13 protein-coding genes are annotated in these 12,435 nt (G+C 67.9%); 7 read left to right on the forward strand and 6 right to left on the reverse strand.

Going from position 1 to position 12,435, the window contains the following annotated elements:
• Nucleotides 1–9 precede the first annotated feature (9 nt).
• Together DW307_RS15170 and DW307_RS15175 are read left to right on the forward strand one after the other, a co-directional pair.
• Nucleotides 10–1,392 (forward strand): PhoH family protein, encoded by a 1,383-nt coding sequence (locus DW307_RS15170; protein WP_021199547.1) that lies wholly within the window; start codon nucleotides 10–12, stop codon nucleotides 1,390–1,392.
• 260 nt (nucleotides 1,393–1,652) lie between these two features.
• A complete protein-coding gene (locus DW307_RS15175; RefSeq protein WP_136025115.1) occupies nucleotides 1,653–2,483 on the forward strand; it encodes an endonuclease domain-containing protein in 831 nt (276 codons plus the stop codon).
• 169 nt (nucleotides 2,484–2,652) lie between these two features.
• Here DW307_RS15175 and DW307_RS15180 read toward each other — a convergent pair whose 3' ends face one another.
• From DW307_RS15180 to xseA, 5 genes are read right to left on the reverse strand one after another with little or no spacing between them, the layout of a single operon-like run.
• A complete protein-coding gene (locus DW307_RS15180; RefSeq protein WP_021199548.1) occupies nucleotides 2,653–4,047 on the reverse strand; it encodes a class II fumarate hydratase in 1,395 nt (464 codons plus the stop codon).
• A complete protein-coding gene (locus DW307_RS15185; protein WP_029266660.1) occupies nucleotides 4,044–4,733 on the reverse strand; it encodes a carbonic anhydrase in 690 nt (229 codons plus the stop codon). The genes DW307_RS15180 and DW307_RS15185 overlap by 4 nt, the downstream gene beginning before the upstream one ends.
• Nucleotides 4,730–5,374 (reverse strand): DUF4245 family protein, encoded by a 645-nt coding sequence (locus DW307_RS15190; RefSeq protein WP_136025116.1) that lies wholly within the window; start codon nucleotides 5,372–5,374, stop codon nucleotides 4,730–4,732. Before DW307_RS15190 ends, DW307_RS15185 begins: the two co-directional genes overlap by 4 nt.
• A complete protein-coding gene (locus tag DW307_RS15195; RefSeq protein WP_021199551.1) occupies nucleotides 5,371–5,613 on the reverse strand; it encodes an exodeoxyribonuclease VII small subunit in 243 nt (80 codons plus the stop codon). The genes DW307_RS15190 and DW307_RS15195 overlap by 4 nt, the downstream gene beginning before the upstream one ends.
• A 36-nt stretch (nucleotides 5,614–5,649) precedes the next feature.
• Nucleotides 5,650–6,927, reverse strand: coding sequence for an exodeoxyribonuclease VII large subunit (gene xseA, locus DW307_RS15200; RefSeq protein ID WP_021199552.1), 1,278 nt, complete (start codon nucleotides 6,925–6,927; stop codon nucleotides 5,650–5,652).
• Between the two features lie 66 nt (nucleotides 6,928–6,993).
• Here xseA and DW307_RS15205 point away from each other — a divergent pair, with 66 nt between their 5' ends.
• The 3 genes from DW307_RS15205 (at nucleotide 6,994) to DW307_RS15215 (ending at nucleotide 9,654) form a co-directional block, all read left to right on the forward strand.
• The gene (locus DW307_RS15205) at nucleotides 6,994–8,073 is read left to right on the forward strand and encodes a 4-hydroxy-3-methylbut-2-enyl diphosphate reductase (protein ID WP_172889151.1); all 1,080 of its coding nucleotides are present in this window, start codon (nucleotides 6,994–6,996) and stop codon (nucleotides 8,071–8,073) included.
• Nucleotides 8,074–8,075: 2 nt separating this feature from the next.
• Nucleotides 8,076–8,867, forward strand: coding sequence for an IclR family transcriptional regulator (locus DW307_RS15210; protein ID WP_136025117.1), 792 nt, complete (start codon nucleotides 8,076–8,078; stop codon nucleotides 8,865–8,867).
• Between the two features lie 247 nt (nucleotides 8,868–9,114).
• A complete protein-coding gene (locus tag DW307_RS15215; RefSeq protein WP_136025118.1) occupies nucleotides 9,115–9,654 on the forward strand; it encodes a DUF6264 family protein in 540 nt (179 codons plus the stop codon).
• A gap of 93 nt (nucleotides 9,655–9,747) precedes the next feature.
• Here the strand turns inward: DW307_RS15215 and fbaA are convergent, their stop codons facing one another.
• Complete coding sequence (fbaA, locus tag DW307_RS15220; RefSeq protein ID WP_021199556.1) at nucleotides 9,748–10,776, reverse strand: class II fructose-bisphosphate aldolase; 1,029 nt, start codon at nucleotides 10,774–10,776, stop codon at nucleotides 9,748–9,750.
• A gap of 185 nt (nucleotides 10,777–10,961) precedes the next feature.
• On the opposite strand from fbaA, the gene glpX reads away from it, so the two are divergent.
• Nucleotides 10,962–11,948, forward strand: coding sequence for a class II fructose-bisphosphatase (glpX, locus tag DW307_RS15225; RefSeq protein WP_017828697.1), 987 nt, complete (start codon nucleotides 10,962–10,964; stop codon nucleotides 11,946–11,948).
• Between the two features lie 180 nt (nucleotides 11,949–12,128).
• On the forward strand, nucleotides 12,129–12,413 hold the full coding sequence (locus tag DW307_RS15230) for a hypothetical protein (protein WP_029260379.1): 285 nt from the start codon (nucleotides 12,129–12,131) through the stop codon (nucleotides 12,411–12,413).
• The last annotated feature ends 22 nt before the right edge of the window (nucleotides 12,414–12,435 follow it).

The raw sequence follows: 12,435 nt of genomic DNA on the forward strand, positions 1-12,435 counted from the left end.
GAGTGGGTCGTGACCACACGTACAGCGCAGCAGGCCACCAGCACCGCGCAGCAGTCCACCCGTAAGACGTCGAGCCGGGCATCGTCCGCCGATCCGGATCAGGATCTGCGCACGTATGTCCTCGACACCTCTGTCCTGCTGAGCGATCCGCAGGCGTTCTTCCGTTTCGCGGAGCACTCGGTCGTCCTTCCCGTCGTCGTGATCACGGAACTTGAGGGCAAACGCCACGACCCGGAGATCGGCTACTTCGCACGGCAGGCCCTGCGCCACCTCGACGACCTGCGCATCGAGCATGGACGGCTCGACTTCCCGGTGGAGGTCGGCGAGGGGGGCACGCTCCGCGTCGAGCTGGCGAACACCGACTCCTCCGTGCTTCCCGCCGGCATCCGCCTCAGTGACAACGACACGCGCATCCTCTCGGTCGCCATGCACCTCGCGCAGGACGGGCAGGACGTCACGATCGTCTCGAAGGACCTGCCGATGCGCGTCAAGGCCGCCTCTCTCGGCCTGCGCGCCGAGGAGTATCTGGCCGAGCAGGCGGTGGACTCTGGGTGGACCGGCATCTCGACGCTCGACCTCTCCGGCGATGACATCAGCGACCTCTACGAGAGCGAGGTCGGCATCAGCGAGCAGGCACGCGGTCTCCCGGTGAACACCGGACTGATCATCCACTCCGAGCGCGGTTCCGCGCTCGGCCGGGTGACGGGCGACGGCGAGTACCGACTCGTACGAGGAGACCGCGACATCTTCGGTATGCACGGCCGTTCGGCCGAGCAGCGCATCGCGATCGACCTGCTGCTCGATCAGGAGGTCGGCATCGTCTCCCTCGGCGGACGTGCCGGTACCGGCAAATCGGCGCTCGCGCTCTGCGCCGGACTCGAAGCAGTGCTGGAGCGGCAGCAGCAGAAGAAGATCATCGTGTTCCGGCCGTTGTTCGCCGTCGGCGGGCAGGAACTCGGCTACCTTCCCGGTGACCAGGGCGAGAAGATGGGGCCGTGGGGTCAGGCGGTGTTCGACACGCTGGGCTCGGTGGTGTCGGGAAACGTGATCGAGGAGGTCATCGAGCGCGGACTGCTCGAAGTGCTCCCGCTGACCCACATCCGCGGACGCTCCCTCCACGACGCGTTCGTGATCGTCGACGAAGCCCAGTCGCTCGAGCGCAACGTGCTGCTGACGGTGCTGAGTCGGATGGGCCAGAATTCCCGGGTGATCCTCACTCACGACGTCGGTCAGCGCGACAACCTCCGGGTCGGACGTCACGACGGAATCGCCAGCGTGATCGAGACGCTGAAGGGGCACGACCTCTTCGGGCACGTGACTCTGACGCGCTCCGAGCGTTCGGCCATCGCCGCGCTCGTCACCGAGCTCTTGGAGGGTGGAGAGCTCAGCTGACGACGGAAACAGCGGATGCCGCGGGGACTCGCTCCTCGCGGCATCCCCGATTTCGGCTCGGTGCCGTTTCGTCCGTTCGCATGGATCCCGCCCGATCGCATGATGCTTTGTCGTGCTCGGTCATGCATTCGTCGGGTGGTCATGCGCCTGAGACGTGGAAGCGGATCAATCGGACTGCACGGCGGCGCGTTCCGCACTCGTGCTCACCGTTTACGTGAAGGAGCACTGTCCGAGTGGGCGCACGCCCCCAGAATCGGACGATGATCGACGTCAACGTGTTCCTCGAACGCCTGGGAGGCGTCGCACGCGGAACCCGGCTGCAGGCCTTCGGATGCTCGCGATCGCGGCTGGGCGCGGAGTGCAGAGCGGGTCGTATCGTCCGCGTGCGTCCGGGCGTGTTCGCATCTCGACGCGCAGCGACCGATGTGGTCGCTGCAGCGGCTCACGGGGGCGCCCTCACGTGCGCGAGTGCCTTGAGGATCAGGGAGGTGTGGACGCTGGAGGTTCCGACGGAAGTGCATGTCTGGATGGGGCTCGGCGGGCGGCGACATCACCCGGAGCACTGCGGCTGCGTCGGCCACTTCACCCGCGGTCGCATGGAGGTCGGCATCGCGCCGATCGAGATCGCGTTGACCCACGCATACGCCTGTTACGGGGAGGAGTTCTTCTTCGCCGCATTCGAGTCGGCTTGGAACAAGCGGATGCTGACGGCTGCGGCGCGTGCGCACGTCCGCTCTGCCCTTCCTGCGACGGCGCGCTGGCTCGTCGATTTCGCGCGTCCGGACGCCGAGAGCGGCCTGGAGTCCCTGGTGCGGCTGAGGCTCCATCTCATCGGAGTCGCTGTGCGCACCCAGGTGGCCGTCGACGGGGTCGGGCGGGTCGACTTCGTGATCGAAGATCGTGTCATCCTCGAGGCCGACGGTCGCGAGAACCACGACGGTGCCGCGAAACGGCATCGTGATCTCATGCGAGACGCGCGCGCATCCGACCTCGGCTTCGAGACGCTCCGCTTCGACTATTCGATGACCGTGTACTCGTGGGACGTGGTCGAGGCTGCGATTCTGGCCGCGCTCGCACGGGCTCGTGCGTGAAAGTGGCGCACCTGCATGAGGTGATGCCGGATGCACGTGCCGTCCCGCCGAATGGTCATGCAATCGTCGATTGGTCATGCGTGTGCACCGAGAGCGGGGAAGCCGGGCCTGGAAACAGCGGATGCCGCGAGGAAGAGCCCTCGCGGCATCCGCCGTCTCGCGCTTTGGGTCAGCCCGGGTGCGTCATCGACAGCAGGTCGAGTTTCTCGTCGAGCTGCTCCAGGGTGAGGTCGCCGCGCTCCACGTAGCCGAGGTCGATCACGGCGTCGCGCACCGTGATGCCCTTGGCGACCGAGTGCTTGGCGATCTTCGCTGCGGCTTCGTAGCCGATGAGCTTGTTCAGCGGGGTCACGATCGACGGGCTCATGCCCGCGAAGGCAGCGGCACGCTCGACGTTGGCCTGCAGGCCGTCGATCGTCTTGTCCGCGAGAACGCGCGAGGCGTTCGACAGCAGACGGATCGACTCGAGCACGGCCGTGCCCATGACGGGGATGGCGACGTTGAGCTCGAAGGATCCGGATGCGCCGGCCCAGGCGACGGTCGCGTCGTTGCCGATCACACGCGCGCACACCATCAGCACGGCTTCGGGCACGACCGGGTTGACCTTGCCGGGCATGATCGAGGATCCGGGCTGCAGGTCGGGGATGTGCAGCTCTCCGAGACCCGTGTTGGGGCCGGAGCCCATCCAGCGCAGGTCGTTGTTGATCTTGGTCAGCGAGACTGCGATCGTGCGCAGGGCGCCGGAGGCCTCGACGAGACCGTCGCGGTTGGCCTGCGCCTCGAAGTGGTCCTTGGCCTCGGTGATCGGCAGCTCGGTCTCGGCTGCCAGCAGCGCGATGACCTTCTGCGGGAAGCCGAGCGGGGTGTTGATGCCGGTGCCCACTGCGGTGCCGCCGAGCGGGACCTCGGCGACGCGGGGGAGGGCCGACTGCACGCGCTCGATGCCGAGGCGGATCTGGCGGGCGTAACCGCCGAACTCCTGGCCGAGCGTGACGGGCGTCGCGTCCATGAGGTGCGTGCGACCGGACTTGACCGCGTCCTTCCATAGCTCTGCCTTTGCCTCGAGGGCGACGGCAAGGTGGTCGAGCGCGGGGATGAGAGTGTCGATGAGGGCCTGGGTGACCGCGATGTGCACCGAGGTCGGGAACACGTCGTTGGACGACTGCGAGGCGTTCACGTGGTCGTTGGGGTGAACCGTCGCGCCGAGGATGCGTGTCGCGAGCGTGGCCAGCACCTCGTTCATGTTCATGTTCGACGAGGTACCGGATCCGGTCTGGTACGTGTCGACCGGGAACTCTCCGTCATGGGCGCCGGACGCCACCTGATCGGCGGCCTGGGCGATGGCGTCGGCGATGGCGCCGTCGAGGGTGCCGAGCTCCTTGTTGGCGAGCGCCGCGGCCTTCTTGATGCGGGCGAGGGCGGCGATCTGCGTCGACTCCAGTCCCTTGCCCGAGATCGGGAAGTTCTCCACGGCGCGCTGGGTCTGCGCTCCGTAGAGCGCGTTCACGGGCACCCGCACCTCACCCATGGTGTCGTGCTCGATGCGGTAGTCCTGCTCGGTCATTCCGAACCCTCCTCGGTTGCGGGGTCAGTTCCCTCGGTGGTGACGCCGTCGGCGTCGATTCCGACCGTGATCACGGGCACCGCGGTGCCCTCGGCCAGACGGTAGTTGGCGCCGACGATGCCCAGGCGGCCCGCGGAGACGGCGTCGCTGATGATCTCGGACGACTGCAGCAGGTCGCTCACCGTGTTGCGCAGGTGTTCGATGCCGACGAGCTCCGAGTCGATCTCGGCGACGGTGGTTCCGCCGTTCTCGGCCAGCACCTTCCGCGCCGCGGGGACGATCGGGGCGATCAGCTTCCAGATGTGCGGTGGCAGGGGAGCGGCGTCGATCGCGGTGCCGTCGATCGCTGCGCGCACGGCGCCGCAGGAGTCGTGGGCGAGAACGACGATCAGGGGCACTTCGAGCACCGCGACGGCGTATTCGAGGCTCGCGACGATCGACTCGCCGATCACCTGTCCGGCGTTGCGCACCACGAACAGGTCGCCGAGGCCGAGGTCGAAGATGATCTCGGCGGCGAGACGCGAGTCCGAGCAGCCGAAGAGCGTCGCGACCGGGTGCTGGGCCGCTGTCAGATCCTTGCGGCGGGCGACGTCCTGGTTCGGGTGCCGAGGCTCGTCCTGCACGAAACGGCGGTTGCCGTCCTGCATCTGCTTCCAGGCGGCGGTGGGGGTCAGCGGGTGCGTCATGAAGCCTCCGAGATGGTGCGGATCTGCGGAATGAGCGACGCGGCGAGCTCAGCGGTCGAATCCGCCGACCGCGATCCGTAGAGCAGGATGTAGTCGTCGCCGGCCTGGGTGCCGATGGCGTAGGTGACGTTCGCGTTGGATTCGGCGCTGCCCGGCTTGTAGACGTCCCAGTCGAGTCCGCCGATGCGCACCGTGTCGGTGGGGGCGATGCCGTTCAGGCGCTGCGGTGCCCAGGAGGAATCGGCGTCGAACGCCTGCGCGACCTTGATGAAACCACGTTCCTTGTCGGACTTGGGAGCGAGGGTGACCTCCCACACCACGGTGGCTCCACCCTGCATCTCTGCACCGTTCGCACGCCAGAAGTCGCCGAGCTCGGGGATGAGGATAGGGCGGTCCATCGAGGACTCCACACCTTCGGCGACCGCGGCGACGTCGAGGGGCTTCTGCTCGACGGGGGCGCCGCGAGGCACGGCGAAGATGATGACGGCGACCACGGCGAGAGTGACCAGCAGCGCGGCGACGAGGTTGCGCACCGTCTGGCTCGATCGGTAGGCCTTGCTGGATGCGGCCTTGCGTGCGGCGGTCTCGTCCGGAGTCTCGGGGCGGCCGAGTTCGGCGATGATCGGGGGCTGCTTGCTCATGAATCTCCCGCCGGGGTCTCGGCGTCCGAAGCCGCGGCGCGGGCGGCATCCAGGCGGCGCTTGGCCCCCAGCAGCCACTCCTCGCAGCGGGCGGCGAGAGCCTCACCGCGTTCCCAGAGGGCGAGGGAGTGCTCGAGCGTCGGGGAACCCTGCTCGAGTTCGGCCACGACCTTGACCAGCTCGTCACGGGCCGCCTCGAACGACAGCGTGTCCACAGGGGTGTCGTTCAGGGCGCTCACTCCTCCATCTTACGTCGTGTGCCGCGGGTGCTCGGCTCAGGCGTCTTCCGCGATCTCACCCTCCGAGCGGGCGCTCAACGAGCCCCGATCGAGGGTGATCGTGAGCGCGCTCCCGGCCGGCGCGTCGGCGGCGTCACGCAGGATCACGCCGCCGTCGAGATGGGCGATGGCATAGCCCCGGGCCAGCGTCGCCGCGGGGGAGAGCGCGCGCAGCGACGCGCGGAGCTCGCCGGTGCGGCGGCCGGCGTCGTCGAGCTGTCGGTTCACGGCGTCTCGTCCACGTCCGAGCAGCAGCCAGATCTCCTGGGCGCGGGCGTCGATGATCGGCGCGGGCGAGCGCAGCACGGGGCGCGAGCGCAATTGCTCCAGCTGCGAGATGTCGTGGGTGAGTCGCTGCGTCAGCCGCGTGGTGGCGCGGGAACGCAGCTGGGCGATGAGCGCACGCTGTTCGCCGACGTCGGGCACGACGCGTTTCGCGGCGTCGGTCGGGGTCGAGGCGCGCAGATCGGCCACGTCGTCGAGCAGCGGGTGGTCGTTCTCGTGCCCGATCGCACTCACCACCGGGGTGGAGACCGCGGCGACCGCTCGCACCAGCTTCTCGTCGCTGAAGCCGAGCAGCGTCTGCGGGTCGCCGCCGCCGCGGGCGATGATGATCACGTCGACCTCGGGGTCGGCGTCGAGTCGAGCGAGGGCCGCGAGCGTGTCGGGAACGCAGCGGTCGCCCTGCACAGCGGCGTACTCGGTGCGGAAGCGCACCTGCGGCCAGCGCAGTTCGGCATTGCGGTGGACATCCTTCTCGGCGTCGGACCGCTCACCGGTGATCAGACCGATCACGTGCGGGAGGAACGGCAGGCGCCTCTTCCTGGCCGGGTCGAACAGACCCTCCTGCCGCAGCTGCACGCGGAGCTTCTCGAGCCGCTCGAGCTGGTCGCCGAGCCCGACGTGCTTCATCGCGGAGACCGCGAAGCTGAAGTCGCCGGCCTTGACGAAGTAGTCGGCCTTCACTGCGGCGACGACGTGATCACCGACGCCGATGTCGGACGGGATGCGTCCGCGCACGCTCGACCACACCCGGATGGAGATCTGCGCATCGGAGCGGGTGTCCTTCAGTCGCGCGAACACGTTGCCGGCGCGGACGTTCCAGGAGGTGATCTCGCCCTCGACCCAGACGGTGTTCCACCGGGCGATGAAGTCGCGGATGGTCGCATTCAGACGCGTGACCGAGGTGGGGGCGTCAGCGGTCGAGTCGCGGGGTGCGACGGAATCGGCCGGAGGGGTCTCGCCCTGGCCCGTCGTCGCTTCGAAGACTGTCATCCGCTCCCGTTCCGTGCCCCTGAACCTCCCCGGCCGCGCACAGCTGTGCGACGGTAGAATTCAAGGGTGACTTCGACTGCCGTTCATCTCCCCGTGCCCCGCCTTCCACGAGTGCGTGCGGCGGCCGGGCGGCTTCAGGATAACCCGGTGGCCGGACACAAGCGCGTTCTGCTCGCCGCACCGCGCGGCTATTGCGCCGGCGTCGACCGCGCTGTGGTCGCCGTCGAGAAGGCCCTCGAGCGCTATGGCGCTCCGGTCTACGTGCGCAAGCAGATCGTGCACAACATCCATGTCGTGACGGAGCTCGAGGAGAAGGGCGCGATCTTCGTCGAAGAGGTCGACGAGGTCCCCGAGGGCGCTCACGTGGTCTTCAGCGCTCACGGCGTCTCGCCGGCGGTCGTGAACGCGGCCGCCGATCGCGGACTCCACGCGATCGACGCGACATGCCCGCTTGTCACGAAGGTGCATCGCGAGGCCGTGCGTTTCGCCCGGGACGACTTCGAGATCCTGCTCATCGGCCACGACGGCCACGAAGAGGTCGAGGGAACGGCCGGCGAGGCTCCCGAGCATGTGACGGTCGTGAACTCTCCGGAAGAGGCCGACACGGTCGTCGTGAAGGATCCGAACAAGGTCGTCTGGCTCTCGCAGACCACGCTCTCGGTCGACGAGACGATGGAGACCGTCAACCGTCTGCGCACTCGTTTCCCCGAGCTGCAGAACCCGCCGTCCGACGACATCTGCTACGCCACGCAGAACCGCCAGGTGGCGATCAAGAAGGTCGCCGCCGGTGCGGATCTGGTGATCGTCGTGGGCTCGTCGAACTCGTCCAACAGTGTGCGCCTCGTCGAGGTCGCGCTCGAGTACGGGGCGAAGGCCGCTTATCGCGTGGACTACGCCGAGGAGATCCAGCAGGAGTGGCTCGACGGCGTCGAGACCGTCGGCGTGACCAGCGGCGCCTCGGTGCCCGAGGTCCTGGTGCGCGAGGTGCTCGACGCGATCGGCGACGCCGGTTACCGCGACGTCGAAGAGGTGAAGACGGCAGAGGAGGACCTCATGTTCTCCTTGCCCAAGGAACTGCGTCAGGACGCTGCGGGACAGCGCGACGCGCGGGCACTCGGCGGTCGTGCATCAGGAGGAGGCGCGTAGCGGTGAACGCCGCGGAGGCGGAGCCCACCCTCATCGGGTCGGTGCAACGCGCTCTGCGGCTGGTCGACATCGTCGCCAACTCTCCTCGTCCTCTTCCGCCCAAGATGCTCGCGGCGATCACCGGTCTGACCCCGGGCACCACCTACAACCTGGTGCGCACGCTCGTGCACGAGGGGTATCTCGCGTCGGAACCCGACGGGGTCGTGCTCGGCACCCGGTTTCCGTCTTTCCAGGAGCAGATCAGCTCGCGGGGCGTGTTCCTCGCCCGCGTGCGCTCGGCGCTCCGCGAGGTGACGGAAGACGTGGGTGCCGCGGCTTATCTCTCACGCTTCGACGACGGGGAGATGCACCTGGTCGATATCGTCGACGCGGTCCGCAACCCCCGCATCGAACTATGGGTGGGGCTGCAGTCGAGCGCCCACGCGACGGCGTTGGGGAAGCAGATCCTCGCAGCCCTGCCGGAAGCCGATCGCCTGGACTACCTCTCGAGGCACCGTCTGCCGGAGCTCACCCCGCGGACGATCACCGACCGCAGGGCGCTGCTCACTCAGCTGGACCGCTCGCCGGGCTGGGCGATCGATCGGGAGGAATACGCCATCGGCGCCACCTGCGTCGCCGTGCCGGTCATCGCGCCGGGGATCACCGCGTCCCTGGCGATATCACTGCCGGCGGATCGGGCCGTCGTGGATCGCACGCTCGTCTCGGCGCTGCAGCAGACCGCGCGGAAGCTCTCGCTGCAGTTGGGGGCGGATGCGCTGGACGAGGGGAGCTCCGGAGCGGAGTTCACTATCTGAAGTACGACCCCTGGTATTGCGGCATGCGTTTTCCTACTATGGGGAGAGTAGCGGCATACACGAACGCTACTGATCGCCTTCAGCGTCCCCAGCGCTGGCGATCAATCTGGATGAGGAGCGTCCCCAGTGCTCCACGTCCGCGGCCCCGAGAAGTCCCCACTTCTCCGGGGCCGCTATCGTTTCCGGCGCGCGGTCCCGCAGCGATCGGCTGTGAACCGGCCAGAGGTGGGGCCGTTAGCATGGCGAGATGAGTGAAGAACGGCCCCGGTACGGCGAAATCGCGACTCCCGAGGAGCAGCGACGAGCGGCCGGTCTGCCGCCGCTCGACGACGTGGTGATCGCACCGCCCACGACGCCCCTGGCGCCTGCTCCACAGGCAGGTCCTTCGACGAGTGATCCCGCGACGAAGCGATCGCACCCTCTCGATCGTTTCGCGACGATCGCGATGCTCGCCTACGGGCTGATCAACATCGTCGTCACCGGTCTGTCCTACCTCGACCTGCCCACGGTCATGAACCAGACGATGAAGGTCCTCGGCATCGAAGGGGAGTTCACGAACTTCGCGCAGGGGAAGACCTGGGGGACGATCGCCGCGATCGTGCTCGCGGTCGGATGGTCTGTCACCGCCGCGCTCTCGATCCGTCGCCTGCGTCGAGGACGGATCACCTGGTGGCTCCCGATCGTCGGCGCGATCATCACGATGGGCGTGGTGTCGATCTGCATCGCGGTGCCGATGATGAGCGATCCGGCGTTCGTCGCCCACCTCGAGCAGATGACGGCTCCCTGACCTCATCCCGTCGGCGTCGACGCACGACGCCCTTCGGCTACGAAGAAGGGGCCCGGCAGGAATGCCGGGCCCCTTCTGTCGTCTCGCGACCGATCAGCTCTGGGACTGGCCGTACGAGCCGAGCTGACGGGTCGACTCGACCACGCGGGCAGCCATCGCCGACTCGGCGATCTTTCCCCAGGCGCGCGGGTCGTACTGCTTCTTGTTCCCGACCTCGCCGTCGACCTTGAGGACGCCGTCGTAGTTCTTGAACATGTAGTCGGCGATCGCACGCGTGTAGGCGTACTGCGTGTCGGTGTCGATGTTCATCTTGATCACGCCGTTGGCGACCGCGAGGGCGATCTCCTCATCGGTGGAACCCGATCCGCCGTGGAACACCAGGTCGAGCGGCTTGGCGCCGGTGTTGTACTTGGCGGCGACCTCGGCCTGGATCTCGCCGAGGAGCTCCGGGCGCAGCTTCACTCCACCGGGCTTGTACACGCCGTGCACGTTGCCGAAGGTGAGGGCGGCGATGTAGCGGCCCTGCTCGCCGAGGCCCAGTGCCTGGACGGCCTGGTCGACATCGGCGAAGGTCGTGTAGAGGGCTTCGTTCGAGCCTTCGTGCTGCACGCCGTCCTCTTCGCCGCCGACGACGCCGATCTCGACCTCGAGGATGGCGTTGATGTTCTTCATGCGGGGGAGCAGGTCCTTCGCGATCTCGATGTTCTCCGCGAGGGGAACTGCCGAGCCGTCCCACATGTGGGACTGGAAGATCGGGTTGCGACCGGCCTTGACCTCTTCTTCGGACGCGGCGATGAGCGGCTCGACGAAGCCCGCGAGCGCATCCTTCGGGCAGTGATCCGTGTGCAGTGCGACGGTGATCGGGTAGTTCTTCGCGACCTCGGTGGCGAAGCGGGCGAACGCGAGGGCGCCCGTGGCGCGGGCCTTCACCGTGTGGCCGGCGAAGTAGTCGGCTCCACCCGTGGTGACCTGGATGATGCCGTCGGAGCCGGCTTCGGTCAGCCCCTGGAGGACGGAGTTGATCGTCTGCGAGCTGGAGACGTTGAATGCGGGGTACGCGAAGCCGCCGGCCTTCGCGCGGTCGAGCATTTCGGCGTACTGATCCGGGGTGGCGACGGGCATGAGAACTCCTGCGATAGGGGAAGCCGGGACAGCTGCCACTCTATCGGGGCGTGTGGGCCTCTACCGCAGTCATGACCTCCAGTGCGCGAGACCGCTTCTGCTTCCTTGTTAAGAATCGCGAATCCTTCGCGGGATACGGGCCGAAAGGGGCCGGATTCGGACCCGTCGGTGGCTAGGCTGACCGCATGGTGAGTCTGACAGCGGATCTGAGCCCTCTTCGTCCCGACCGTAACCTCGCGATGGAGCTGGTGCGTGCGACGGAGGCCGCGGCGATCCGCGCGGTGCCGTTCATCGGCCGCGGTGCCAAGGAGGCGGCGGACGGTGCGGCTGTCGATGCCATGCGCGCCTTCCTCGGCACGGTCGACTTCCAGGGCCGCGTCGTCATCGGCGAGGGGGAGAAGGACAACGCCCCGATGCTCTTCAACGGCGAGGTGGTGGGCACGGGCCGCGGACCTCTGTGCGACATCGCGGTCGACCCCATCGACGGAACCTCTCTCACGGCCGCTGGTCGGCAGAACGCCCTCTCCGTGATCGCCGTCTCGGATCGTGGCACGATGCTCGACGCCTCGACCGTCTTCTACATGGACAAGCTCGTCACGGGCCCGGCAGGTGTCGGGGTCGTCGATATCCGTCTGCCGATCGGTGAGAACATCCGCAAGCTCGCGGGTGCGCTCGACAAGCCGGTCGACGAGATCGTCGTCTCGGTGCTGAACCGCCCGCGTCACGAGCAGCTGATCCAGGAGATCCGCGACGCCGGCGCCGGCACCCGTCTGATGAGCGACGGTGATGTCGCCGGTGGCATCAACGCCGCCCGTCACGATGCGCGTACCGACATGTGCGTCGGGGTCGGCGGCAGTCCGGAGGGCATCGTCACGGCGTGTGCGATCAAGGCTCTCGGCGGGCACATCCAGGGTCGCCTCTGGCCCCGCGACGATGACGAGCGTCAGCGCGGCATCGACGCCGGACTCGACATGGACAAGGTCTACGAGGCGGACGACCTGGTGCAGGGGAACAACACGATCTTCGTCGCGACCGGTGTCACCGACGGGCAGCTCGTCGCCGGCGTCCGTCGCGAGCGCGGCTACGTCTACACCGAGAGCGTCGTGCTCCGCGGGGCATCCGGAACCCTTCGGCGCATCGCATCGGAGCACCTCGTCTCGAAGTGGCTCTGATCGTTCGGGAGCCTGCCGTCCCGTGATCGTCGGCCGGGGAGCCGGCGGCATCGTTATCGAGCCGGTATCGCCCGGCAGAGGCGCGATCCACGGTTCTCCGGGGCGCCGTGTCACAATTGTCACTGGGTTTGTCGCCGTCGACGGAGCCGCCAGGCACCGCAGGCACAGGAGGGCGAACAGATGACAACGCAGCACACGAGCGGCTCGAAGGCCGCCCCGACGAAGATCATCACGACCAACACGGGTCGCATCCTGCGGGTGAGCGCCGATGCGGAATCCGTTCCGGCACCGCCCGTCGCCACACCGGCCGCTTCGGTGGTCGATCCGGCTCGCCGGGCCGACGTGCTCTTCCGTGTGCGTCGAGACGAGGGACACGAGATCAGCGCCTGGTGGATGATCGGCGCGTTCCTCGCGACCAGCGGTCTCGTCATCCTGCTGCTCAGCGGCGTTCCCGGCATCGCCTGAGGGCCGTCCCCGGTCGCTGATC

Source organism: Microbacterium sp. K27 (assembly GCF_004794435.1).
GTDB lineage: Bacteria > Actinomycetota > Actinomycetes > Actinomycetales > Microbacteriaceae > Microbacterium > Microbacterium maritypicum_A.